This window comes from Arthrobacter sp. B2a2-09 (assembly GCF_027587375.1).
GTDB lineage: Bacteria > Actinomycetota > Actinomycetes > Actinomycetales > Micrococcaceae > Arthrobacter.
Genome location: NZ_JAMXIC010000034.1, coordinates 1 through 23,758, shown reverse-complemented (window position 1 = coordinate 23,758; position 23,758 = coordinate 1). Strand labels below are relative to the sequence as shown.

At 60.9% G+C, this 23,758-nt stretch carries 21 protein-coding genes and 1 pseudogene; 8 read left to right on the top strand and 14 right to left on the bottom strand.

What is annotated here, in order from left to right; all coding sequences use genetic code 11:
- Positions 1–75 precede the first annotated feature (75 nt).
- On the bottom strand, positions 76–417 hold the full coding sequence (locus NFJ07_RS23450) for a hypothetical protein (RefSeq protein ID WP_269998300.1): 342 nt from the start codon (positions 415–417) through the stop codon (positions 76–78).
- Positions 418–509: 92 nt separating this feature from the next.
- On the opposite strand from NFJ07_RS23450, the gene NFJ07_RS23445 reads away from it, so the two are divergent.
- The gene (locus NFJ07_RS23445; RefSeq protein WP_269998298.1) at positions 510–2,120 is read left to right on the top strand and encodes a phospholipase D family protein; all 1,611 of its coding nucleotides are present in this window, start codon (positions 510–512) and stop codon (positions 2,118–2,120) included.
- Positions 2,121–2,163: 43 nt separating this feature from the next.
- On the opposite strand, the gene NFJ07_RS23440 is transcribed toward NFJ07_RS23445, so the two are convergent.
- The 11 genes from NFJ07_RS23440 to NFJ07_RS23390 all read right to left on the bottom strand — a co-directional run bounded on the left by NFJ07_RS23440 (position 2,164) and on the right by NFJ07_RS23390 (position 15,849).
- Positions 2,164–3,126 carry a PDR/VanB family oxidoreductase gene (locus NFJ07_RS23440; RefSeq protein ID WP_269998296.1) on the bottom strand — a complete coding sequence of 321 codons (963 nt, stop codon included), beginning with the start codon at positions 3,124–3,126 and terminating at the stop codon, positions 2,164–2,166.
- The gene (locus NFJ07_RS23435; RefSeq protein WP_269998294.1) at positions 3,116–4,318 is read right to left on the bottom strand and encodes an aromatic ring-hydroxylating oxygenase subunit alpha; all 1,203 of its coding nucleotides are present in this window, start codon (positions 4,316–4,318) and stop codon (positions 3,116–3,118) included. Before NFJ07_RS23435 ends, NFJ07_RS23440 begins: the two co-directional genes overlap by 11 nt.
- A 115-nt stretch (positions 4,319–4,433) precedes the next feature.
- The gene (locus NFJ07_RS23430; RefSeq protein ID WP_269998291.1) at positions 4,434–4,634 is read right to left on the bottom strand and encodes a hypothetical protein; all 201 of its coding nucleotides are present in this window, start codon (positions 4,632–4,634) and stop codon (positions 4,434–4,436) included.
- 141 nt (positions 4,635–4,775) lie between these two features.
- Positions 4,776–6,593, bottom strand: coding sequence for a glycoside hydrolase family 15 protein (locus NFJ07_RS23425; RefSeq protein ID WP_269998290.1), 1,818 nt, complete (start codon positions 6,591–6,593; stop codon positions 4,776–4,778).
- Positions 6,594–7,240: 647 nt separating this feature from the next.
- Positions 7,241–7,684: a VOC family protein gene (locus NFJ07_RS23420; protein ID WP_269998288.1), complete on the bottom strand. Its 444-nt coding sequence runs from the start codon at positions 7,682–7,684 to the stop codon at positions 7,241–7,243.
- A gap of 304 nt (positions 7,685–7,988) precedes the next feature.
- On the bottom strand, positions 7,989–9,143 hold the full coding sequence (locus NFJ07_RS23415; protein WP_269998286.1) for a PucR family transcriptional regulator: 1,155 nt from the start codon (positions 9,141–9,143) through the stop codon (positions 7,989–7,991).
- 481 nt (positions 9,144–9,624) lie between these two features.
- Complete coding sequence (locus tag NFJ07_RS23410) at positions 9,625–10,395, bottom strand: SDR family NAD(P)-dependent oxidoreductase (RefSeq protein ID WP_269998284.1); 771 nt, start codon at positions 10,393–10,395, stop codon at positions 9,625–9,627.
- A 643-nt stretch (positions 10,396–11,038) separates the two neighbouring features.
- Positions 11,039–12,556 (bottom strand): APC family permease, encoded by a 1,518-nt coding sequence (locus NFJ07_RS23405; RefSeq protein ID WP_269998281.1) that lies wholly within the window; start codon positions 12,554–12,556, stop codon positions 11,039–11,041.
- Positions 12,553–13,932, bottom strand: coding sequence for a flavin monoamine oxidase family protein (locus NFJ07_RS23400; protein ID WP_269998279.1), 1,380 nt, complete (start codon positions 13,930–13,932; stop codon positions 12,553–12,555). The genes NFJ07_RS23405 and NFJ07_RS23400 overlap by 4 nt, the downstream gene beginning before the upstream one ends.
- Positions 13,933–13,948: 16 nt before the next feature.
- Positions 13,949–14,296 (bottom strand): cupin domain-containing protein, encoded by a 348-nt coding sequence (locus NFJ07_RS23395; RefSeq protein WP_269998277.1) that lies wholly within the window; start codon positions 14,294–14,296, stop codon positions 13,949–13,951.
- 89 nt (positions 14,297–14,385) lie between these two features.
- Positions 14,386–15,849: an aldehyde dehydrogenase family protein gene (locus tag NFJ07_RS23390; RefSeq protein ID WP_269998275.1), complete on the bottom strand. Its 1,464-nt coding sequence runs from the start codon at positions 15,847–15,849 to the stop codon at positions 14,386–14,388.
- A gap of 269 nt (positions 15,850–16,118) precedes the next feature.
- Here NFJ07_RS23390 and NFJ07_RS23385 point away from each other — a divergent pair, with 269 nt between their 5' ends.
- Both NFJ07_RS23385 and NFJ07_RS23380 read left to right on the top strand, forming a co-directional pair.
- Complete coding sequence (locus NFJ07_RS23385; RefSeq protein WP_269998272.1) at positions 16,119–17,789, top strand: sigma-54-dependent Fis family transcriptional regulator; 1,671 nt, start codon at positions 16,119–16,121, stop codon at positions 17,787–17,789.
- A 47-nt stretch (positions 17,790–17,836) separates the two neighbouring features.
- A complete protein-coding gene (locus tag NFJ07_RS23380) occupies positions 17,837–18,136 on the top strand; it encodes a YciI family protein (protein ID WP_269998270.1) in 300 nt (99 codons plus the stop codon).
- A gap of 33 nt (positions 18,137–18,169) precedes the next feature.
- Here NFJ07_RS23380 and NFJ07_RS23375 read toward each other — a convergent pair whose 3' ends face one another.
- Positions 18,170–19,048 carry a LysR family transcriptional regulator gene (locus NFJ07_RS23375; protein WP_269998268.1) on the bottom strand — a complete coding sequence of 293 codons (879 nt, stop codon included), beginning with the start codon at positions 19,046–19,048 and terminating at the stop codon, positions 18,170–18,172.
- A 109-nt stretch (positions 19,049–19,157) separates the two neighbouring features.
- Between NFJ07_RS23375 and NFJ07_RS23370 the strand changes: the two genes are divergently transcribed.
- From NFJ07_RS23370 to NFJ07_RS23350, 5 genes and pseudogenes are all read left to right on the top strand, one after another.
- Positions 19,158–20,096, top strand: a complete 939-nt coding sequence (locus NFJ07_RS23370; RefSeq protein ID WP_269998266.1) for a dihydrodipicolinate synthase family protein — start codon at positions 19,158–19,160, stop codon at positions 20,094–20,096.
- A complete protein-coding gene (locus NFJ07_RS23365; RefSeq protein ID WP_269998264.1) occupies positions 20,089–21,876 on the top strand; it encodes an oxidoreductase in 1,788 nt (595 codons plus the stop codon). The genes NFJ07_RS23370 and NFJ07_RS23365 overlap by 8 nt, the downstream gene beginning before the upstream one ends.
- Positions 21,873–22,640: an SDR family NAD(P)-dependent oxidoreductase gene (locus NFJ07_RS23360; protein ID WP_269998261.1), complete on the top strand. Its 768-nt coding sequence runs from the start codon at positions 21,873–21,875 to the stop codon at positions 22,638–22,640. The genes NFJ07_RS23365 and NFJ07_RS23360 overlap by 4 nt, the downstream gene beginning before the upstream one ends.
- A gap of 137 nt (positions 22,641–22,777) precedes the next feature.
- Positions 22,778–23,023, top strand: coding sequence for a hypothetical protein (locus NFJ07_RS23355; protein ID WP_269998259.1), 246 nt, complete (start codon positions 22,778–22,780; stop codon positions 23,021–23,023).
- Between the two features lie 142 nt (positions 23,024–23,165).
- Positions 23,166–23,452: pseudogene (locus tag NFJ07_RS23350) on the top strand (glucose-6-phosphate dehydrogenase); the annotation flags it as partial.
- Positions 23,453–23,489: 37 nt separating this feature from the next.
- Here the strand turns inward: NFJ07_RS23350 and NFJ07_RS23345 are convergent.
- The gene (locus tag NFJ07_RS23345; protein WP_269998257.1) at positions 23,490–23,615 is read right to left on the bottom strand and encodes a hypothetical protein; all 126 of its coding nucleotides are present in this window, start codon (positions 23,613–23,615) and stop codon (positions 23,490–23,492) included.
- Positions 23,616–23,758 lie beyond the last annotated feature (143 nt).

Genomic DNA, 23,758 nt, shown 5'->3' with positions numbered 1-23,758 from the left:
GCGCCGACCGGCTCCACGCCGGTCGTGGGCCTTGGAAAGTTCAACGATCCGCTTGCGGCCAGCCGACCCCTTCTCCTAATCCGACTTGGTGTTTCGAAACCTCTGTGTCTCCACAGCCCCCGGAGAAACGATTAGCCCGCCGCTAGTCACCGTAGACGCCGGCCGCTTTGCCGGTGGCGACCGGATGGAACGGATGATCACGGCTTTGGTCGCGGCGGACCGACCAAGCTCGTTAAGGCGGTGTGCGGTGATGACCAGGACCAGCCAAGCGGCGCCGAGGGTCCAGGCTGCCAGGACATCCGTGAGCCAGTGGTCGTACACCAAGCCCGTAGTGAAGGCCAGCAGTGATGCGATTACGGCCCCGGCAGCGAGGGGCAGAATCAGCGCGCCGTAAGGGCCGCGACTTGTCCGCCTCACATTCCGCATGGTTTTGATCAGTAAGGTTGCCTTCTAGGCTGTTTGATGACCGGACACTAGAGGATTGACACAGGCCCCGAAAGGAGCACTGAGTGGACAGTGATGCTGGCACGTGGTTCCTGAGTCGCGCTGAGCGGGGGAATCTGGCCACGGACGTGCACGCGGGTGGGGCCGGGTCTCCGTCGTGGTCGGAGGGCAACCTCGTGCGGCCCCTGATTCATGGAGCGAGCTACTTTGCCCGGCTGTATGAGGAGCTGACTGCTCTGCAAGCGGGAGACCGGGTGTGGTTCACCGACTGGCGTGGCGACGCCGACGAGCGGCTGCTGGCGGATGGACCGTCGATCGGGGACTTGCTCGCGGGGTTGGCCCGCGCAGGGGTGGAAGTGCGGGGCCTTGTCTGGAGATCCCACGGAGAGCGGGTATCGGCCCCGATGAGCGGCCGATCCAACGAGCTCCTGAGTCGTAAGATCAACGACGCCGGGGGAGAGGTGCTGTTGGATCAGCGTGTACGCCTTTTCGGATGCCATCACCAGAAAATGTTCGTCATCCGCCGTCGTGACGATCCGTCGCGGGATGTCGCGTTCGTTGGCGGGCTCGACCTTTCCCACAGCCGACGGGACGACGCCGACCATGCGGGAGATCCGCAGGCGGTGACCATGGATTCGCGGTATGGGAATCGTCCGCCGTGGCACGACGCCGCGCTCGAACTGCGCGGCCCCGTGGTCGCGGATGTGCTGGCAGTGTTCGCTGAACGGTGGAACGACCCCCATCCCCTGGACCGACGCACCCCGTACCGGATGCTGCTGCAACGCCTGGCCCGTATGCCCAGGCACCCCGAACCGCTCCCGGCCACTGCACCGCCGCCACCACCGGCCGGCCCCCATGCCGTGCAGCTACTGCGCACCTACGGCGTGAAACGTCCCCCGTTCCCGTTCGCGCCCGAAGGAGAACGCAGCATTGCCCGCGGCTACGCGAAAGCCTTCGCCCGCGCCCGCTCGCTGATCTACATCGAGGACCAGTACCTCTGGTCGACAGAGGTCGCAACCGGAATCGCAGCGGCCCTCGAACGGAACCCCGACTTGAACGTGATCGCCGTCGTGCCCCGCTACCCCGACTCCGACGGCCCGCTAGCAGGGCCGCCTAGCCGGATCGGGCAACTGCGCGCCCTCAGACTGCTGCGCCGGGTGGCACCGGACAGGGTCGGCGTGTTCGACCTGGAGAACAGCTCCGGAACTCCGATCTACGTCCACGCCAAGATCTGCATCATCGACGACACTTGGTTTACGTGCGGCTCAGACAATTTCAACCGCCGATCCTGGACCACCGACAGTGAGATCACCTGCGCCGTACTCGACACCACTGCAGACAACCGTGAACCCCGCGACGTCGACAGCCACGAGGCTTCCCGCTCGCTGGCCCGCAGGCTCCGGCTCCAACTCTGGGCAGAACACCTGGGCTTGGACCAGGACGATCCTCAACTCGACGACCCGGCGGCCGGGCTCAAGCTTTGGAACACCGCCGCCGAGGCTCTCGACCACTGGCACGAAACCGGCCGCCGCTCGCTCCGCCCCACCGGACGCGTCCGCCACCACACTCCGGAACCCGTGTCGCCTCTCCAACGTCTCTGGGCGGATCCGCTCAGCCGCTTCGTCGTGGACCCGGACGGCCGTCCCCGCCGGTTGCGCCGCACCACCCGGTTCTAGGCAAGCAACTGTGGTGCACAGCGCAACCCCGATCATCAACCGGCTAAACGTCGAGGACGAGTTCCGGTGTATTTGCACGCGACACGCAGATCAGCATCGTCGCCCCCGATTCGCGGTCGGCGTCGCCAAGCAGGAAGTCGCGGTGGTCAGGAACGCCGGCGATCACCTTTGTTTCGCATGTACCGCAAATGCCTTCCCTGCACGAGGTAGGCACGACGATTCCGGCCCGCCCCAAAGCATCTGTGATCGACTCACCAACAGCCACTTCACAGGTCACGCCACTGCGTTCGGCGACGACGGTGAACACCCTCGAGTCCGCTTCCAAGTCCTCGTCGAGGCTTCCGGCAGCAAATCTCTCCAGATGCAGCGTCCCAGTCGGCCATGTCCCACAGAGTTGCTGGACGGCGTCCAGAAGTCCCGTAGGTCCGCAGCAAAAGACTTTCGTGTCGAGCTGAGGCACGCCTAGGAGTGTCCGAAGGTCCATTCGCCCGAGTTCATCTTCGGGCACTATTTGGACCCGTGACCCGTAACGCTGGAGTTCGTCAAGGTAGGCCATCGACTCGCGAGACCGGCCGCCGTAGACGAGGCTCCATTCGATGCCTTCTTCGTTGGCTCTCCTGATCATGGGCAAGATTGGGGTTATGCCGATACCGCCTGCAATGAAGAGCGCCCTCTCACCGCTGCCGACTGCGAAGGGGAAGTTGTTCCGCGGTCCTCGAACCGTCATTGCGTCGCCCACCTGGAGATCGTTATGCATGTATTCTGACCCTCCGCGACTTTCGGGAGCCAAGAGTACGGCTACTTCATACGAGTCGGTTTCATTGGTGTCGTTACATAGCGAGTAATGGCGGATCAGCCCGTTAGGCAGCTCGAATTCGAGATGTGCACCCGGTTCCCAGTGGGGGAGGGGGGCACGGTCGCTGCGCTCGAGGCGCAGCGACCGCACTCCGGCGGCCACAAGGGAAGCCGCCGTGATCTCGAGAGAGAGCTCCAGATCAGACGACATGGGAGGCGCCCAGGCTGATCTGTAGTGGCTTTTCCCAACGACCTGTCAGATAGGCCGTGGCGAGTTGCGCTTGGAAGGCACGGACGCCGTCCTCGCGCTCATCGAACGGACCCGGGCGGTAACCGTCAGTGAGCATCCCCTGGTAAACGGACTCACAGGCGCCGAAGTCCTGCTTGTTGGTGATGTCCCAGAAGTCCGCGGCGAACGACGGGTCAAAACCCGGCCGCTCGGCCACCTCGCGAGGGAAGTACCACGTGCACTCCACCCACGTCTCGCCGGGCGACAGGGGCACGAGCCGGTGGGTCATCACGTAGTCCGGCTGCAGCGTCAGTAGCAGGTTGGGCGCGAGCATGAAGTAGAGCGTCCAGCGGGCCTGCTCGTCGTCAATTCCGACGATGCGGTCGCCGCCGCTGCGGCCGTCGAGGCTGTTCGTGTCCGCGTCGTCACGAAACTCCAGGCCGCCGCCCAGCCACATGCCTGTCTGATGCAGGCCCATCGCGGATTCCGGCGGGGCGACGCGGCAGAGCTCGGGGTGAATTGACGGGCAGTGGTAGCACTCGAGGTAGTTCTCGATGACCGTCTTCCAGTTGGTCTTGAGAGTGTAGTTATGCGACTCACCGACAACCATATCCGTGGGGTCCCATGGAGCCACCACCCCGGTCAGATTGCCGACCCACTCGCTGAACTCAGGGGCGTCACCGGAGGCGTTGATGAAGATCCAGCCGAACCACTCGACGGATCGGACCTCGAGCAGCGGCCACTCCTCCTTGTTGAAGTTCTCGGTGTCCATGAACTGGGTCGCCGACCGAAGCTCGCCATTGAGGCCGAAAACCCAGGCGTGGTACGGGCACTGCACCAGCTTTTTGTTCGTGCACGCGCCCACGGGAAGCAATTCGTGGCCGCGGTGGCGACACGCGTTGTAAAAGGCATGGAGGGCGCCGGAATCGTCGCGGGTGAGCAGGATGCCCTGGGTGCCGACTCGGACGGCACGCTGGTCACCAGCCTTGGCGACGTCGCTGCTGCGGCCGACGCAGACCCACGCGGCCTCGAGGAGGTGCTTGCGCTCCCAGTCAAGAATGTCCTGCGACAGGTAGGCGTTTGCAGGCAGCGTCCGGGCATCCGAAAGCCGTTCCTCAAGCACAATGTCCAGGTCGGATTTGGTAAGGGGTGCCGGTGGCAGTGAAGTGGTCACGTGTCGTCTCCATCGTCGAAAGTCAAGCTGATAGGGACTAACGCTATTCAGGCGCGCTGCACAGCAACATAGGCATGCGCACCGTTCAAGCCGCCCTAACTGTGCGCGCCCACATTCACGACCGGGACTTCGCGTGCTCGACGAGCAGGTTGTCTGAGAGTGGCGTCTGTAGTCCGAAGGTGACGCCGAAGGGATCTGCGAGCAGCGCGAAGGGACCTAGGGCAGACCCCGTGACCGGCACACGAACCCCGGCCCCAAAGTCACTCAGGCGCGCAACCTCCCCTTCCAGAACCATGACTTCTCTGTCAAACTTCATGAGACCTCTTCCCGGGCGACCTTCGGGCGACTAGACATGTGATCAAACTCCTTCGCACCGGATACGTCGTTTGTCCGCGCAAGGGGTCGATGATGTTGATCGACGACAGCCACCAGGGAAGCGTGTAGCGTGCCTAGTCTTTCAATGTTTCAATTGCAGGCTGAGACCGTCCTCGCCGTGCATGGCGTCTGCGGCCCGCACGAGCGTCAGATGGGAGAATGCTTGTGGAAAGTTTCCCGCCATCCGATCTTCCCTCATTGAATATTCTTCGCTGAGCAGGCCGACATCATTGGAGAGTCCCACCAGTATGTCCATCAGGTTCGTGGCGTCTGTGCGTCGGCCCGAGCGCGCGTACTGTTCCACTAGCCAGAAGGAGCATGCGAGGAATGGATGTTCTCCCGGTTCCAATCCATCGACCCCCGTCTCGGTGCGGTAGCGCAGAAGCAGGCCCCCAGAGGTGAGCAACTCCTTTTCCAACCGGGCGACGGTACCGAGCATGCGTTCGTCGTCATAGGCAAGGAAGCCAACCTGCGGCAATGCCAGAAGGGCGGCGTCCGTCTGCTGACCGCCGTAGGCTTGTGTGAACGAGTTCAGGTCCCGGTTGAAGCCGAGATCCATTATTTCGGCAGCTAATCGATCGCGGATTTGCTCCCAATGTTGGATGGGCCCAGGCAGTCCGTGGTCCCGGACAGCCCTCACCCCGCTGTCAAACGCGGCCCACATCATGACTCTGGAGTGGGTAAAGTACTGGGCAGTCCCACGCATTTCCCAAAGACCGAAGTCTTTGTCCTCGAGGTGGTTTTCCACGGAACCCAGCATCGCCCGCTGGAGCGCCCAGGAAAAATTGTCCTCTTTACCTCCGGCGAGACGAAGCCTTTCGAGCGCCACCATTACCTCGCCAACTACATCAGCTTGGTACTGGGACACGGCAGCGTTGCCGATTCGCACCGGCCTGGCGTTCTGGTATCCGGGAAGGTGGGGGAGCTCCATTTCCGTGAGATCCCGTTCGCCCCCAATGCCGTACATTATTTGCAGGTCTTCGGGATCGCCGGCGAGTGCACGCAAGAGCCAGTTACGCCACCTCAGCGCCTCGGATCCGTAGCCGTGCGTCAACATGGCCTCCAACGTCAACGACGCGTCGCGCAGCCAACAGTAGCGGTAGTCCCAATTGCGCGCCCCACCAAAATCCTCTGGCAGTGAAGTAGTGGGTGCTGCGACAATGCCGCCCGTCTCATAGTGGGTGAGCGCACGCAGCACCAGTAGCGAACGCTTTACTGCATCGGCGTATTTGCCGTCAGCGCGGCAATTCCCTGCCCAGGTGGTCCAATAGTCCACCGCCAGTTGAAGGGACTCATCGACGTTGATAGCGGGTGGTACGTCCTCGTGCGAGGGAAACCACGTCAGTTCGAAGTCAACGATCTGCCCCTGTTCAACTGTAAATTCTCCAACATGCCGATGACGTTCAGCCATCGGAAGGTAATCTCCCCGAAGAGACAGGGCGTCCGGACCCGACATGGCCAGCAGTACCTCCACACCTCGAGCCTCCGCGCTGTCACGGACGCGACTGACCCAAGGCAGCACAGTGGCGTATTGGGGTCGGATCCTGATCTCCTGCCGCATGAGGACTGTTCCGCTTAGTCCTGTGACGCGACGGACAAGACTCGAGCGGCTCTCACCCACGGGCATGAATTCGGTAACCAAGACATGCCCGGTGTCGGTCTGCCATGTCGTCTGAAGTACAAACGTCGAGTCCATATAACGGCGGTCAACAACGACAGCCTCCGGCGGGCTAGGCGCCAACAGCCACCGGCCGTGCTCCTCACTCCCGAGTAAGGCAGCAAAGACAGAGGGCGAGTCGAAGCGGGGGAAACACAGCCAATCCACACTGCCCCGTCGGGAAACAAGAGGTCCGGTGTGAAGATCGGAAAGCAGCGCATAATCCTCTATGAGTTCGGCCATAATTCACTCAATCACGACTGGACAGAATCTCAACAGGCTCCGCCTTCCCCCAGTGATTGATTTGCGCCGACCGCCTGCGCCGCCGTGTTCGTGCCAAGCATCCGCGTGCAGGAACAGTACTTCACGGGTCAGCTGCGGTGGCCGTGGCGAAGGGAAGCATAGTCCTCATACGTCGGGCCATGTCAGGGATGGGTAAGCCGGAGTCCTGGGGTGCAGTCGAAGAACGGAGGCTGTGCAACGCTTGCAAACGGAATTATGAGCCATTGGTTGCCGTAGAACTCCACGTAGGAGTCGGATGGGCACTGTGCAAGGGCTTCTTCGCGAGTCATCTTAGTGTTCCCTTCATCTAGCGTTCGAACAGGGAGGGGTGCATGGTCGCTGCGCTCGAGGCGCAGCGACCGCACGCCGGCGGCCACGAGGGAAATCGCCGTGATCTTGAGAGAGAGCTCCAAAGCCGTTCCTCAAGCACAATGTCCAGGTCGGATTTGGTCAGGGGTGCCGGTGGCAGTGAAGTGGTCACGTGTCGTCTCCATCGTCGATAGTCAAGCTGATAGGGCCTAACGCTATTCAGGCGGGCTGCACAGCAACATAGGCATGCGCACCGTTCAAGCCGCCCTAACTGTGCGCGCCCACATTCACGACCACATTCACGACCGGGACTTCGCGTGCTCGACGAGTAGGTTGTCTGAGAGTGGCGTCTGTAGTCCGAAGGTGACGCCGAAAGGATCTGCGAGCAGCGCGAAGGGACCTAGGGCAGACTCCGTGACCGGCACACGAACCCTGGCCCCGAAGTCACTCAGGCGCGCAACCTCCCCTTCCAGATCAAGCACCCGCCAGTACGGAATCCAGTGCGGTGGGACCGATTCTGGGAGAACATCCAACATGTCGACCACACCCGCGACTGGCTCATCGCCCCAGGCCAGGAATCGGTAATCGCCCGGGGTTGGCTTCAGCTCATGAATCACACGGCACGACAAGGCGTTAGCGTAATAGTCCGCGGCTTCCTTTGCCCGTGGCGTGTAGAGATCGACGAACGCCACCTGGCCCAGCGTCTGCGGTTGCGGCTTCGGGTCGATAAGGTCAGCGAGCACGAAAAGCGCTCCATCGGGCGCCGAGTACATGCTCAGGTCCCGCCCGCCTAAAGCCAAATTGGCCACTAGGTCGGCGCCGAATTCTAGGGCCCGGCCAGCCGATGCGTTCTTGTCAGTGCTCCCGAAGCACGGAACCCAGCAACCTGATGGGGGTGTCGGCGCGTCGACTGAAGGTACGAAGGACACCGTTTGGCCGGAGTCTGAACCTTCGTGCAATCGGTCCATTACCAAGTTGAAAAACGCGCGTGTTGCGTCCGTGTCTCCGCCTAGGAAGAGGACGCTCTCTATGGCGACCCGGACGCTGTTAGTCATCCTGAACTGTACCTCGTTCGAACAGGGAGGAGAGATTGGCGCTGGAGTGAAGATCCAGACCTGACGTCGCCAGCCAGAAGTGAGCGTAGTTGCTTGGCGATGACACGTCGCGTCCAGTGAGTTCTTCGATTAGCCGCAGGCGGTTGCGCAGGGTGTTTCTGTGTACGAAGAGCCGAGCTGCCGTCGCGCCCACGTCGCCGTCTTCTGCGAGGTAGCGGCGGAGCGTGTCCACCAGCAGGGTGTCGTTCTTTCGGTCGTACTCCACCAGCGGAGCCAGAGCTTCGGCCGACAGGTCGCGAAGCGGTACCCCTGCCTCCAGACTAGCTATCAGGAGGGCCGTCGGAAGATCTTGGGTCCGATGCACATGAACACCGTACCCTTCAGCCAGCGCGTTGCGCGCCTCGAAGTAGCCGAGCCTCAGGCCCCGCACCCCAGCGCGCGGCTTGCTGACTCCGACTCGTGCGTTGGACCCGATGCTGGCCAAATGTTCGTGGCAGAGCCGCGCCACGAACAGGCCAGCTTGTTCTGGAACGACTAGTACCACTCTGTCGTCGACGATCGTGCGCAGGTGCGGATCGTTCTGCTGGGTCAGCAGCGTGTGCAGGTTCCAAGGGTACGACCGGAGCCGGCGAGGCGAACCTTCAGCGGAGCCGACGACGACCTCATGCGGCTTGCCGACGTCCAGGCCGTGGTCAAGGAGCCGTCGTGCTCCTTCTTGTTCGCCGAGGTAGCCGGAAATCACGTCTTCAAGGACCTGGCCCAGCAGCTCTCTTCGCCCGCTCAAGATGGCGTGCCGTCGTGACAGTTCGATACCGGCCAGGGTTGCGGCAAACGAGAGGAGCTTCGTCGACGCGCCTTGCCCACGCATGGCCAGCACGGCGACTGGCTCGCCTTCCAACTCCACCGACCGGAGGACGCATCCGGCGACGGGACCGTCCGCAGGAGGCGACACGGCGACGAGTTCTTCCGCCATCCATTCCGCCCGCTCAGGCACACTCACCAGTACGCCGCCATGCAGATCGATCACAGCCACGGGCGCAGAAGAAATACGGTGCAGGGCCCTCACCAGCGCGTGCAGCGGCCGTTCGGCAGTGAGCGCGTCGGCCAATGCCCGGTGGTCGGCGAAATCTGAATCGGCCGCCGTCATGACTCGAATCATACCTTCTGGACGGCAACAGAACCCGACGACAATTCGGTTACCAAAGGGATCCGCAATACCGTGCCGCGGAGTAAGTGTGGCCTAAGACAGCACTTCGATGCCTAACCTTGCCCGCCTCGACGCCGGAAGTCATTGAACCGCGTCCGCACATTCCGGGCAGATTGTGTCGGCCTCCGAGATATCAAGAAGCCAAAAGATTGGCCAAGTTTGCGCTGGCATTCCACACGCCGTGAACGCAGCGCCGCGTCGTCGCACGTGGGCAACTCCAAACGGCAGCTCCAGCGGTTCGTCTTTGAAAACGGACGATCTTTCCGTTGACTGGGGCCTTCGATTGATCTGACGGTACTGCGCAGTCAGGTACCACTGTTGTGCCGAAGCAGCATCGCGGTGCTTGGGCTCTTGCGTCATTCAGTGCTCTCCATGCCTGTTGTCTGGTATTCGTGATGCAGCCGTTGGGATGAACCTCAACTCAAAGGACAGGCTGACGGGCCAGCGTACCGCCATCAACCCTGAGCGTCTCGCCGGTCATGTATGCGGAGGCGTCGGATATCAGGAAGTCGACAACCGACGCGATCTCTTCGGGCAGGCCGAACCGGCGCATCGGTGCCCAACGCGCAACCACCTCATCAGACAGGCCCGTGATCCATGGTTCAGCCATCGGCGTTCGGATCAGTCCAGGAGCAACGCAGTTGACCCGGATGCCTGCATCCGCGAGCTCGATAGCGGTTGTCCTTGTGAGTGAAATCAACCCCGCTTTTGAGGCGTTATAGGCCGCGAAGTTCGCCTCCGGTGCCAAACCGTTGATAGAAGCGATGTTGACGATAGAGCCATGGCCCGCGGCCCTCATCACCCGCGCAGCAGCGGCGGAAGTCAGTGCCGGCCCACGCAGGTTCGTGTGCATCGTCGAATCCCAGTCATCGGCCGTTACATCGACAAGCGCCGTTGACTCGAAGATCCCGGCGTTGTTCACCAGGGCATCGACCCCACCGAAGAGATCGACACACCGCCCGACCACTTTGGAGCCCACTTCAGGGTCGGCAAGGTCGGCTGCCATTCCTTCAACAGTGCCGCCGACCTGCTGGAGCTCTGCAGCTACGGCCTCCGCTTCTGAAGCGCTACGCGAACAGACCAGGACGCGGTCACCGCGTCGGGCGAAGTGCTCTGCGCACGCACGACCAATTCCTCTAGTCCCTCCGGTGATGATTACGCGCCGGATTGCGTGGTTTTCGGTGTCGGCCACGTCTACTTCCTTTCGAGTCGATTTGTTTGTGCCTCGGCGAGGCGCCGGGCTGAGACTATGATGCGACGGACCACCGCCCGCTAACTGTTCAGAGTTCGTTCAACGCGCGAACTGCGCTGAGCGAACGAGCCCCAAAGGACTGCGGACAACAGAGTTCCCCCGAGCAGCCAGTGACGCAAATGAATCAAGGCAGTGGATAAAGAATGATGGGATTGAAACTCCCGCAATCCCGGTGGGCCCGTTGTCGAGCGTCTATCCAGACCTCATGGCCGTCTGCGGCCTCAAAAATGGCCCGCTCGTACGCGCCGTCGGCCGCGAGCCAAAGGGCGGAGGAGTCTCGCATTACGTCTTCTACCACCCCCGACCTGACAGCTTGGCCGTTTCTGCGGATCTCCACGTATGCCCCAATGAGACAATCCCATTGAAGATGCTTTTGTAGTGCCATGTTCGGCCTTCATCTCGTTATGAGCGCCGTCCATCTTCATCTTTAGATCTGAAGGGTGGACAAGAAGAGCGGCCCGGCAGCGGCAAAAGCAACGATTGCGCGCAGGCAGATGCGGTTTCGCATCCGATGCCGGCCAGACCGCCCTTCATAGGGTTTTCGATTGAGCTCACATGATCTCTACATCCGTGCCGACTGAGCTCATCGTGCTTGAGGCCGACCCGCACGCTCCGCCCGGACTTGGCGCATCTCCTCTTCCAGGGCGATAGCGTCTTCGCCTTCTGGCAAGGCGGGCGCAGGAAGGCGCCAGGCCATCGGTTTCTTGTCCTGGACCACGCGTCGGTAGATGTAGAGCACGACGGACAGCAGCAGGATAGCGACCGCGACGAGGGTGTCGCGGAAGTCGCCGTAGCCGAGGAGCTCGGGATTGGTGACGCCGACGACGGTGATGACGGTGTTGAATACCACCAAGATGACGACTACCGGGATCCAGCCACGACCGCGGCGGATCGGACGCGGCCAGTTCGGGCGGTCCTTGCGCAGCAGGAGGAAGGCAGACAGGCCCAGGATTATCGACAGCAGGTAGCCGAGGTTGCTGGCGAGCAGGATGCTCACGGGTGCTCCGACAAGTACCATGACGGTCGCGTTCAGGAGCACGTCCAATGTGAGGGACCGTCCGGGCACGCCCCAGCGGTTCACCCAGTGGAGCTGCTTGATGGTCATACCTTCTTCAGCTAGGCCGTAGAGTGCCCTGCCGCCGTCGGCCGTCGTGGAGATGATCGCGACAAGCAAAGAGGCTCCGATCACGATGGTACCGATCCAGCTGGCACCGCCGAAGGCTTCGCCGAACGCCACCGATACATAAGTAACAGGGTTATCGCGCACCGCTCCCTCGCCGATGGTGCCCGCGAGCACGGTCGGGACCACGCAGAACAACACGATCATGAACATCGAGACGCGAGTCATGGCCTTGGAGGTGTCGCTCGACGTGTTCTTGTACTCTGGAGCGAAGGACGCGACGATCTCGCTGGCGTAAACCGCCCAAGCGGTCACGTACAAAACGACTGCGACCGTGCGCCAGTCTCCGTTGACATACCAGGTCATGTTGCCGGCAGACCAGTGCAGCGATGGGCTAACAAGGCACGCGACCGTCACCACACCGAGGCCCACGATGACGAAGACCCCCAGAAACTTGTTCACGGTCGCGCCGAACTTGAGGCCGAAGTAGTTGAACGCCCAAGCGAACAACATGGCGCCGAGAGCAATGATGTGCTCGAGGCCGAGGTGGTTTCCGAGGATGCTGAAGCTCAGGTCATTGCTCGGGAACCAAGTGGCCTTTACGAGTTGCCCAAAGACAACTGAAGCCATCGAGATCGACAGAGACCAGCCAATCCAGTAACCGAAAGCCGCCATGGCTCCCAGCGGAGCGAAGTACCGCTTCCAGCCCTCGATCGCATAGCGGGCTACGCCACCCGAGTCCCGAGGGAACATCGCCGCCATCTCGGAGAACACGAAGCACTGGAGCAGGGCGATGACGGCTCCCACCAACCACACGGTGATCGCGGTCCAAGCGCCAACGACACCCAAGAGGTATCCGAAGGTTACGAACAGACCCGTGGGCAAGGTCAATGCAAGCGCAATTCCGTCACGCCAGGTCAGGGTCTTGGCGAGCCGGCGACGCTCGGTAACGACCTCGGTAACGATCTCGGTCTCGGTCATATTGAAGACTTTCTGTGTGAATGTGCTATTTCTGAGGCAGGAGCGCTGTTAGATGTGGTGCCGAGCAACTGCGTGTGGACCTCACGGCCGGCGCGGATGCCCGACTCGATGGCACCGTCTATGAAGCCGTTCCACCCGTTAGCGATATCCGATCCGGCGAAGAACACGCGACCTTCGGCCTGTTGGAGTTCGGAAAGGTACCCGACCGTCTGGCCGGGCCGGAACATGGACCAGGTGCCCTGGGAAAACTCGTCATTTGCCCAGTTGTGCCCGGTGGTTTCCACGATCTCGAGGTCTCCGAAGATCTTGCCAAGTTCCTCACGCACCATCTCGGCATTGCCGGCGTCTGTGTTGGCCCCATCAGGACCGAACGCAATCAGTATCTGGCCGTCGTCGAAGATCTTGTCCGTTACGACATAGTTGATCAGATGGTTGTCGGGGGCGACCGCGAAGAAAGGCTTGGGCAGGTTACCGCGGACCCGCACCCAGACTTTCGAACCGCGGCCGGCTTGCCGCTCAGCGCTGACCGTCCGCTTTCCGGACGAGAGCTCCGGAGTGAACTTGATGGACCCGAGGGTGTTGATCGGAACGGCCATGACGACACCGGACGCTTGCAGAACCTCGCCGTCACGGGTGATGACGCGGACGCCTTCCTCGTTCTGTTCGACTAAAGCAACCGGGGTGCTCAGGCGGATCTCTGCAAGGGAGTCGTCAGCGATCGCCTCGATCAAAGACCGGGTACCGTTCTTGAACTTGTACCGGCCCACGGCGTCAAACATGGTCTGGATGCTGAAGTCGCTGAGCGCGTACCAGCGCATGGCGGCGACGATGCCGACCTCATTGCACGGAGCGGAACCCATGGCACCCCAAAGCCCGTTAGCAAGGTCTTTTTCCTCCTGGGAGATGTCCAGGGAGTCAATGCGGTCCTGGATGGACAGCTTGTCGACCTCTGCGAGGGCTTCCGGGTGCAGGAAGGGCTCGAACGGCCTGTCGAAGACTTCGCGGGCACCTTCGACGACCTTTTCCATGACGGAGTTGATTGCGTCGGCAACCTCGTCGTACTTTCGGATGCTCTGCTTCCCGCCGGTTACCGTGGCTGCAAGTTCCGGTGCCGAGACGCCGACGGTCTCGACCAACTCGAGGCCGTAGCGGGTGATTTCCGAGTACACGTGCGGTTGGAACCAGTGCACCCAGGTGCCACCAAGCTCCAGCGAGTAACCCGGAAGTGCATCATCCTTGTACCAAGTGCGTCCACCGAGACGGTCGCGACCTTCGAGCAGCGCGACCTTGTAGCCTTGGCGGCCGAGTTCGCGTGCAGCAGTGACGCCGGCGAATCCGCCGCCGATGACAATGACATCGTATGATTTATTGCTCATTTTTCTTCTACTACCTTTATCCGCTGATTACAAAGAACTTTTTGATCGGCTCGTGAACGTGAACAACGGTCTTCGTTCCCTTCGGAAACGATGCAACGTCGCCTGCTTTCAGGGAGACCGACTCGCCACCTATGACCTCGACGGTCATGCGACCCTCTAACATGTAGACTGATTCGTCGCCGAGGAGCTCGTCTTCGACCCCGCACGGCTCGCAGGTGAAGAGGCCGACGTAGAGTTGACCTTCACCGTCTGTGGACGTCCGGAGCCACTGAACCTTGGCGGCGGGTGTTCCGTAGAGAACGTTCTCCAGGGGGTAGTCCTCGGGAGGACTGAGGTGTTCTGTTGAGACCGATAGTTCAATCATTTGCGTTTCTTGCCTTCCTAATCATTCTGATTCGCTCTGCTTTGCGTGGCCAGACCGGCCGCGAAAAAGCAGTGTGGTTCCTGAATGGTTCAGTTATCTGAGTACGCCTTCTTGGCGATGTGAATGACGGAGCTGTCCGTGAACTCCAGAAGTCCATCGATCCCGAATTCGACACCCAAGCCGGACTGTTTGCGGCCGCCGAACGGCACATCGGGCGCAACTGCGGAGTGCGTGTTCACCCAAACTGTCCCGCTCTCAAGTTGCCGCGCGACGGTTGTGGCACGTCCCACGTCGCTGCCCCAAACGGAGTTTCCGAGGCCGTAGTCGGTCCGGTTGGCCCGTTCGATGACCTCATCGACGTCGTCGTACTTCAGGACACTGCGTATCGGGGCGAAGGTCTCTTCGGCGACAAGCGGACTGGTCTCCTCGATGTCGCGCACCACGGTGAGTTCGACGAAGTAACCGGGCCTGTCGATCACGTTTCCGCCCGCGATGATTTTGCCGTCGCGGGCAGCGATGCCGAGAGCGTTCTTAGCGGTCTGGAATTGGCGGGCATTCTGCAGCGGCCCGAATTCGTTATCCCGGTTGAGCCCGGGGCCGATCTTGGCCTTCTTAGCGAGACGGGCGAGCTCAGTGCAGAACTCGTCGTACTGCGAAGCGTGCACGTAGATTCGCTTAATGTTGATGCATACTTGACCCGTGTTCCAGAACGCCTTCTCAAAGATCCGCTGGGCGACGGCGGGGATGTCTGCATCGTCGAGAACCACAGCCGCGTCGTTGCCGCCAAGTTCGAGGACTACTCGCTTGACGGTGTCACCACTCGCCATGACTTTCCGACCGACAGCGGTTGAGCCAGTGAAGGAGACCTTTGCGATCGCTGGATGCGCGCTAAGGAATGGCCCGATTTCGCCGCCGTCGCCCACCACGTTGACCACACCCGCTGGCACCAGATCGTGGACGATTTCGGCTACAACCATCGCGTTGAGCGGGGTGGTCGGCGCAGGCTTGATAACGATCGTGTTGCCCGCAAGCAGTGCCGGCGCGAGCTTGTAGATGGTCTGGAAGAACGGAAAGTTCCACGGAATGATCGCAAGAACCACACCTAGCGGCGTGCGGTGGACCTCGATGCGCGACTCGTCATCCTCGCGCAGGACCTCCGGGTCCAAGCGGAGGCTGTTGAAGTACCGCAGCCATGTCACGGCCGCGTCGACATCACCCTCAGCTTCAGCAATCGGCTTGCCGTTCTCGAGGGTGATGATCTGCGCGATCTCCGGGCGGCGATCTTCGATCCGCACCGCGATCTGTTCCAGGATATGGGTCCGGTCACCATGCGTGGTCTTTTGCCAGCCCACGAACGCTCGGGCGGCCGCGAGGCAAGCTTCGTTTGCCTGGCTCTCGTTCGCGACCGGAGCTACGGCGAACGCTTCGCCGGTCGCCGGGTCGATGACAGGCTGGCTGGATGCGCCGTCGAGCAGCCGCCCGTCGATGAGTTGCTTGAACGACCTGTCGGACAGGTCGATACTGGTCCGTACGGGATCCATCTGGAGCGTCATCTGGGCTCCCTCTCCATTGAGTACTGATTTGCTTGAAGTCGATCACGCTGATCGGCGATAGCGATATCGTCCTCCAACACGCAGGTGAGTAACTGTTCGGGAACCGGACACCTGGTGTTCTTGCGGCGTTCCACCACGGAGATCTGGGCTGAGCCGCCGGCGCCGTCCGGTCAGGCCCCTGCTAAGGCCTTCGTCCGGAGAACCGACTCTGGTGGAGGATTGACGGCCCGTGCGAGCATTGATGTACCCCTGCTCGGAAAGAAAGCCATATGCCCATCCGTGAATTCGCCGGAAGTCCCATGCCAGAAGGCGACTCGCCCATAGATCCGGACATCCGGCAGTCGTGGTATCGGTCGACCTTAGCTGGACTGAACCCGGGCAGTCAGATCGTCATTGACCGGCTCGTCGAGATGAATCTCGGGTCCCGACTCATGAGGGCAGCCACGCCGATTCTCGAAGGTCTCGAGAATCAGCTACACGACTCCAATTTCGGGCTGTTGCTTGCGGACAACGAGGGCTATATCCTGCACCGCACCTTCGGCACACGGCAATTGGCCGCCGCGTCGGATCGTCTGGGGGTGGTGGTTGGCGCCCAATTCACAGAACAGACAAGCGGCACCAACGCGATCTCGACACCAATTGAGACCAGGCGCGGTGTTTTTGTGCTGGGCGAACAGCACTTTCTAGAATGCTTGCGCGACCAGATTTGCTTCGGCCTCCCGATCTTTCAGCTCGGCACGAGGCGTTTGGAAGGCGTGATCAACATAATGGGTCCGGGACGTGAAAGCCCGTCCCTCATGAAGCCCGTGCTCACCTCTGCGGTCCGGGAAATCCAGCAGAGGCTCCTAAACACGTACTCGGACGCGCAGGTGGCGCTCCTGCTCGCCTTTCGCGCTGCATGTGAAAGCCACCGCCGAATGCCGGTGGTGGCGGTCGAGCCAAGCGAGACTTTCACCAACGGTGCGGCGGCCACGGAGTTACAAAGCAGCGACCTCGCCGTACTAAAAGAATTCGCCGCGCAACGCGGCGTTGTCTTCGGTGACCGAGTGCGGATGGACTTGAGCGTTGGACAGCGAACGGTCCTCGTAGAGAGGGTCTCGGATCAGGGTGCAGTGTTCCGCGTTCTGCGAGACGAACAAAGTACCCTTGCCGTGCCCCGCGCTTCAGTTCGCTACCGAACCGTCGGCGACCAACTCACCGAGATGCTCATACGCGCGCGCGCTGCCTCTGGCCATGTGCTCATCTCCGGTGAGCCAGGATCGGGCCGCACCACCGCAGCTCACAGCGTGACAGGTGACGATTTCGTCCAAGTGATTGACGCCGGCGAAGCTGTCGTCAGCGGCGCAAAGAAGTGGGCAGCCAGTCTTCAGAGCTTGGCAGAGCAATCGCGGGCCAGCCTCGTCGTCGAGTCGGTCCACCTTCTTGACGCGCCGCTGCTCCGGGTGCTGTCAGACGCTATGGAGCAAACGAGCACACGGGTCGTGCTGACGAGCGACACTGGCATAGACTCACTCGCCGCGGCCGCGACGCACTGCCGTTCGGTTATCGAGCTACCAACGCTGCGGCAACGGCGACCCGAGCTGGCTTCGATAATGGGGGCGATGCTGTCAGATCGCGGCGTAAAGAACGTCAGGTTCACACCCCCGGCTCTGGCGGCGCTGTCCGCCCACGACTGGCCTGGCAACTACAAAGAGTTACAGGGTGTGTTGGACGAAGTTCTTGCCGCCCGGTCTGCCGGCGATGTGACCCTCAGCGACATTCCGGAGCGATATCGAACGCCTGGCCGCCGCCGGAATCTGGGGCTCTTGGAGCAGGCTGAATTCGACACTATTCGCAAAGTTTTGGTGCAGGTGATGGGCAACAAAGTTCAGGCTGCTGGGCTGCTTGGCATCAGCCGCTCCACCCTGTATTCGCGGATGAAAGCACTCGGACTCCAGTAACTCGCGGAGAGCGCTGAGAGCCTGAGACCTCTGATACGGTCTACCGGGTGAGCAGCCTATTCGTCATTGATCTGACGTACCTTGCAGACATCGTCGAGGTCGAGCGTTATCTGGACGAGCACCGTGACTTCCTCGAGCGTCAGTACAAAGCAGGGATCTTCCTAGCATCGGGTCGCAAAGAACCGCGCACCGGCGGTGTCATTTTGGCATCAGGGACCCGTTCTGCGATCGCGGATGCCCTAGAAGATGACCCGTTCAAGAAGCACCATGTAGCCGAATACTCGATCACTGAGTTTGTGCCGACGAAGACCTCACCCGAACTTGAAATGTATCGTCAACCGGCATGACGATCTGACCGCCGCTTCCGTCGGCGTCGGATCTCATGATTTGCTGATCAGCGACAACCTCACGGCTTCGGTGAAATCGGGGATGTTTGGATGCGGGTCTCCTTTTCGCCAAGCCAGAACAACGGGCACTCGCGGGGCATCCGATAGGGTGCGGAAATCAATTTGCGGATGAGTGTAAAAGCGTGCGGTCGACGCTGGAGTGATACCGATACCCCGACCCAGCGCAATCGCTTCCATCCACTCGTCAATGTTGCGGACGCGCACGATCTTGGTGGGCATGTCTGCCTCATCCCACAGAGTGACACTGGTGGTACCCGCGAGGACGTTCATCACCAACGTCTCGCGTGACAGATCCTTGAGGCCGATGGCGCTTTGTCCAGTGAGTCGATGACCAGCCGGAAGTGCCACCATCCTGGCTTCCTCAGTCAGCACAAGTGTTTCCAGCGCCGGGTTGTTTGGGGCGCCGAGGAGAAAAGCCAGATGGCAGCGTCCCTCGGATAGCCTCGCCATCGGATCGTCGTACCGGCGAATGTCCACCTGAATGCCCGGATGCATGTTTTCAAAAGTCCTGACGGCCGGTCCTGTTATCTCGGCAAGAGGACCAGCGAAACAAATGCGCAAAACCAAGGGGCTGCCAGTAGCCGCTTCCGCTCCTTCTTGCAGGGCTTTTAGGGAGAGCTGAGCATAGGCGAGGAGGCGCGTCCCTGCCGGGGTGAGGCTAACGGAACGGCGGTCACGGCGCACTAGAACGGTTCCCAGAATCTGTTCGAGGCTGGCAATGGTCCGGCTCAGGGACGGCTGGGTGGTCCGAAGCCGTTCTGCCGCACGGGTGAAGTTCAGGTCTTCTGCGACCGCGACCAAAGCCCGGAGATGACGGAACTCAATGTTGAGAAGCCGATTTTCGAGATCCATCCCTTATACGTACCACGCATAAGGGATGTGAAATCGGCATTTCACAGCAAATTGATCGAACCGTAACGTGAGTCACCTCAGAACTCATCCGATGCAGAGGAGTACTTCCATGACACGTTCACCCCTTTCGATTTCAGGCGTCATACCTGCCCATTTGCAGCCGTTCACGGCCGATGGCCGCTTGGACGAGGCAAACCTGAGGAAGCACCTACGTGCGCTCTTGGATGTTCCCGGGATCTCTGGGATAACAACCAACGCCCATGCTTCGGAGACGGCAACGCTGACACAGGATGAACGCGCCCGTCAGCTGGATATCGTGCTCGAAGAAACGAACGGGCGTGTGCCTGTCATCGCCGGCATCTATGAAGACGGATCAGCCAAAGCCGCAGCAGCCGCGGCTCGGGCACAGCAGGCCGGTGCTGATGGCCTGCTGGTCTTCCCGTCCGCGGTACTGGACGGCGGCGGCTATCAGCGCCCGGACATGGCGCGCGGGCACTTTAGCGAAATCGCCTCAGTAACGGATCTGCCGCTGATTGCCTTCATCTATCCCAACTTTTCGGCCTTGCGGTTCACCGTGGACGGCATAACGCAGCTTTGTGCGGAAATCGACACAATCGCTGCCGTGAAGGAATGGTCCAATGACATTGTCATCTACGAGCGGACGTGGAGGGCGCTGAAATCACTCGACAGGGACGTTGCGGTCTTGTCTAGTTTCAGCCGTTCCCTGTTCAGTTCCCTGTGCGTTGGGGCCGATGGCATTCTCTCAGGTCATGGCAGCATAGTGGCCAGCCTTCACGTCCGGCTTTGGGAAGCTGTCAACAAGCTGGACCTTGCCGAAGCCCGGAGGGTATGGGACCAGATCTGGCCGCTCGCCGAAGAATGCTACAAGGAACCTCTTCTGGACGGACACAACCGAATGAAGAACATCCTGGCATTGACGGGCGGCATCGATGAGGCTTACGTGCGCTCTCCGTTGCAGCCGCTCAGCGACGAAGAACGGGCGGGCTTGCGCGCGGCTATTGCGGAGTCCGGACTCCTCCATGCCTGACGTGCAGACTTCGGCATTGTTTGCCCCGATCTTTATCGGCGGCGTCGAGATCAGGAACAGGGTGGTTATGCCCCCCATGACGACCAGATACTCCACGAATGCTGGCTTTGCTACCTCTGCCACCGTTGCCTATTATCAAGCGCGCGCCCGCGGAGGCGTAGGGCTGATCACCGTCGAAATGGCAGCACCCGAGGTTGCCGGACGTCACCGGTACCATGAGCTGGGCATCTATGATGACAAGTTTCTGCCGGGATTGGAAACGATAGTAAAGGCAATCCACGATGAAGGTGCCCGTGCGTCGATCCAGCTAGGTCACGGTGGCAGCAGGGCTCGCCGTGCGGTCTCGCAGGTGCAGCCCATCGCACCCTCCGCCATACCGACTCCCGTCTTTGAAATCGAACAGGAATTAGCCCATCCCGAAGCGATGACAAAGGAACGAATCGAGGAAACAATCGGAGCGTTCGTCTCCGCCGCTGCACGCGCCAAAAGGGCGGGCTTCGACATGGTGGAGCTTCACGGAGCGCACGGTTACCTGATCTCCCAGTTCCTCTCTCCCTCGGAGAATGTTCGCACGGATGAATTCGGCGGATCGCTGCGAAACCGGGCGCGTTTCGGCCTTCGAATCATCGAAGGCATCAAGGCCGCAGTTCCAGGGCTGCCGGTAATTTATCGGCTTGGTGCCGAAGACTTCTACGCCGAAGGCTTGCACGCTGAAGACGCCTATGCTGTCGCAGAATGGGCGGTCGAATCCGGAGCCGACGCAATCAGTGTCACGGCGGGACACTACAGGTCTCAGCCGGGCGCTGAAGTGATGATCCCTCCGATGGCGTACAAGGAAGGGATCTTCCTGGATCTGGCGGCCGCGGTCAAGGCACGGGTCAAGGTCCCTGTCATCGGCGTCGGAAGACTGGGCGACCCAGAGGTGGCCGGCAGGGCGATAACCGAAGGGAAGCTGGACATGACGGCCATCGGCCGTCCGCTTCTGGCAGACGCGGAATGGGTCAACAAAACCATGGCCGGTAAATCTGTGCGGAGCTGCCTGTCGTGCAATCACTGTGTGAACAACATGCGCGGTGGGAACAACCTGTCCTGCGTCGTCAACCCGACCACTGGCCGGGAGCTGGAGTTCGCGGCCGGTGGGCCAGCGACCGGCAAGAAAATCGTCGTAATCGGTGCCGGACCGGCTGGCCTGTCATACGCATCTCTAACCGCCCCTGGTAACACGGTCAGCGTTATCGACAAGCGAGACCAGGTGGGAGGCAATTTTCTACTGACTGGGAAAGCGCCCATCTTCAATGACGTTAAGGCCGCGGAGCCGAGTTTCGCCGCCTACATCTCCAATCTGGAAAACGAATGCAGACGGGCCGGCGTCAGGTTCCATCTTGGTAAAGCTGCCCAAGCCAGACTCGAACTTCTGCAGGAAGCCGATCTCGTCGTCATCGCGGCCGGAGCTCGATACCGGGCCGGACTTGGTCCTTTGGTGGAGAAAATCCTGAACACGGCGTTCATGAAGTCAGGAGCCGTGAAGAAGGTGTTCAGCAACCAGAAAGTTCGCGATTTCTTTTACTACAGGCTTCGCGTCGGGAGGGGAAATTCCCTCGTCCGTGCACTCGGCCTGGAGGGTCTCCCGAGCGACAGACTCGTAATCATCGGTGACGCTGCCAAAGCAGGTAAGGCGCGCGAGGCGATTACCAGCGCGTTCGACGCAGCACTAAGGCCGGTCCCGGCCGCAAATATTGATTCTCTACAGTTCGAACGAAACATCGGAGTGCAAAAATGAGTACCTCGCTTAAAGGAAAAACTGCCATCATCACAGGTGCCGGTCGCGGCATTGGCAAGGCAATCGCCGCCCATCTCGTTGCCCAGGGCGCGAAAGTCGCAATCATCGACATCGACTCTGCGACGGCGGCTGACACTGCCGCTGAACTGGGAGGATACAGTGTCGCCGCTGACCTCACGGATCCCGCCTCTGTGCAACAGGCTATCGACGATGCTTCACACCAACTGGGAGGACTGGACATCTTCGTCAACAACGCCGGAGTCTGCAACCCTGGTGAACTTCTGTCCGGAGATATTGACCTCTGGGACAAGCAGTTCGCCGTGAACACACGAGCTGCCTACCTCTGTAGCGTCGCTGCTGCCCGAAAAATGATCGCCCACGAAAACCGTGGCTCGATCGTGATCATCACGTCTAACTGCGCAAGCAAACCTAGATTGGATCTTGCCGCCTACTGCGCGTCCAAAGCGGCCACACAGATGATGGCCCAGTGTCTAGCGTTGGAAGTAGCGGGACACGGCGTCAGAGTGAACACGGTGAACCCCGGATCCTGCGAAACTGAAATGCAGCGCGAACAGTGGGCACGGCTGGGAGTAGGACCCGAACGCCAGATCGAGGGGGATCTCAGCGCCTTCCGCACCGGGATTCCGTTGGGCAGGCTTGCCCAACCGCAGGACATCGCCAATACCGTGGCTTTCCTGGCGTCCGACGCAACCAGCTTCGTGACTGGCCAGTCTTGGTACATCGACGGCGGCCAAACTATCTAATCCGAAGTTACGTGCGATCGCGGCGCGGAGATCGCTATTTAGCGCTGCACACCATTGGCGTGAGCCAGCCGGCAGGGTGGCCCGCAGGGCTGCCCTGCCGCCGTACATTAAACAGCAAATGCGCCCGAGGGAGACATGTGAGCTTTCATATCCAGCCTGATTGGCTGCCTTTAGTAGGTGAAGTCGTCGAAGTGCGCCTGCATAACGAGGTCGTCCGGCACGGCATTGTCGATGCCGTCACCAACGACAATTCGATTCTGTGGCTTGCCGTGGATGGCGTGAATCCGCGCACCATGGTGCAAAGGTGGGATGGCTATGAGATCTGGATCGACTACAAATGGGAAAAGCCCGAAAAATCTCCGGTAAGTCTCTCGACCCTGTAGAAGAACGCGTGGGCGCAGCCTTCCTCCGGTCGGCTCATCTGCTTTGGAACCGCTTAAGATCCAACCTACGTAGTGACGAGGCACCGGACACTTGAGCGGGTTCCGGTGCGGAGGAAAGCATCCGTCGGTCTGAGCCCATCCACTCATGCCGGAGGTCTATGACCTCGCGAACGGGGGACTCCTGCCGCCGAGCTTTGCATTGGTGGGCTTCGCCAGTGCGAGTGGGATAACGAGGATTTCGCCGCCGGAATTAGAGAGGCCGTCAAGGCGTATTCGCGGACGCCTTTTGATGGGCGGTGTGGGAGCAGCTTTCCGGGGGCAAACTGCTTCGTGCAGGGCGAGTTCGACGACGACGCCGCGTTTGGGCGTCTTGCCGCCAGGCTGGAAGAGCTGGACGAGCAGCGCGGCACCCGCGGCTCCGTCTTCTATCGCTGACGGTCGTGATGTCTATCAGCTCAGGATGCCATCATTCAGCCTTCTGGTGGACAGCGGGACGGTGGCTGCGTCGTTTGAAGCCTCCAATGCCAGTGTCCAGGACGAGGAAGGCCAGCAGGCTCCAGCCGAGCAGCGGCAGGACGCCTGCTTCGGCCACAGACCAGGCCTTTCCCGGCTTTGCCGGGAGTTTGATTAGTCCTCGGGATGCGGGTGTGTGGTAGGGGTTATGTGGACATGGTGGCGAACATCAGGGCCATGACGGCTGCGCCGAGGGCTTCGAGTCCGTGTTCAGCGCGGATG

Excerpts from the sequence above, each read along its gene's own strand:
- NFJ07_RS23370 (WP_269998266.1), top strand. The coding sequence starts at position 19,158 with ATGACACGTTCACCCCTTTCGATTTCAGGCGTCATACCTGCCCATTTG.
- NFJ07_RS23425 (WP_269998290.1), bottom strand. The coding sequence starts at position 6,593 with ATGGCCGAACTCATAGAGGATTATGCGCTGCTTTCCGATCTTCACACC.
- NFJ07_RS23365 (WP_269998264.1), top strand. The coding sequence starts at position 20,089 with ATGCCTGACGTGCAGACTTCGGCATTGTTTGCCCCGATCTTTATCGGC.
- NFJ07_RS23400 (WP_269998279.1), bottom strand. The coding sequence starts at position 13,932 with ATGAGCAATAAATCATACGATGTCATTGTCATCGGCGGCGGATTCGCC.
- NFJ07_RS23405 (WP_269998281.1), bottom strand. The coding sequence starts at position 12,556 with ATGACCGAGACCGAGATCGTTACCGAGGTCGTTACCGAGCGTCGCCGG.
- NFJ07_RS23440 (WP_269998296.1), bottom strand. The coding sequence starts at position 3,126 with ATGTCGTCTGATCTGGAGCTCTCTCTCGAGATCACGGCGGCTTCCCTT.
- NFJ07_RS23415 (WP_269998286.1), bottom strand. The coding sequence starts at position 9,143 with ATGACGGCGGCCGATTCAGATTTCGCCGACCACCGGGCATTGGCCGAC.
- NFJ07_RS23385 (WP_269998272.1), top strand. The coding sequence starts at position 16,119 with ATGCCCATCCGTGAATTCGCCGGAAGTCCCATGCCAGAAGGCGACTCG.
- NFJ07_RS23395 (WP_269998277.1), bottom strand. The coding sequence starts at position 14,296 with ATGATTGAACTATCGGTCTCAACAGAACACCTCAGTCCTCCCGAGGAC.
- NFJ07_RS23430 (WP_269998291.1), bottom strand. The coding sequence starts at position 4,634 with ATGAAGTTTGACAGAGAAGTCATGGTTCTGGAAGGGGAGGTTGCGCGC.
- NFJ07_RS23360 (WP_269998261.1), top strand. The coding sequence starts at position 21,873 with ATGAGTACCTCGCTTAAAGGAAAAACTGCCATCATCACAGGTGCCGGT.
- NFJ07_RS23390 (WP_269998275.1), bottom strand. The coding sequence starts at position 15,849 with ATGACGCTCCAGATGGATCCCGTACGGACCAGTATCGACCTGTCCGAC.
- NFJ07_RS23375 (WP_269998268.1), bottom strand. The coding sequence starts at position 19,048 with ATGGATCTCGAAAATCGGCTTCTCAACATTGAGTTCCGTCATCTCCGG.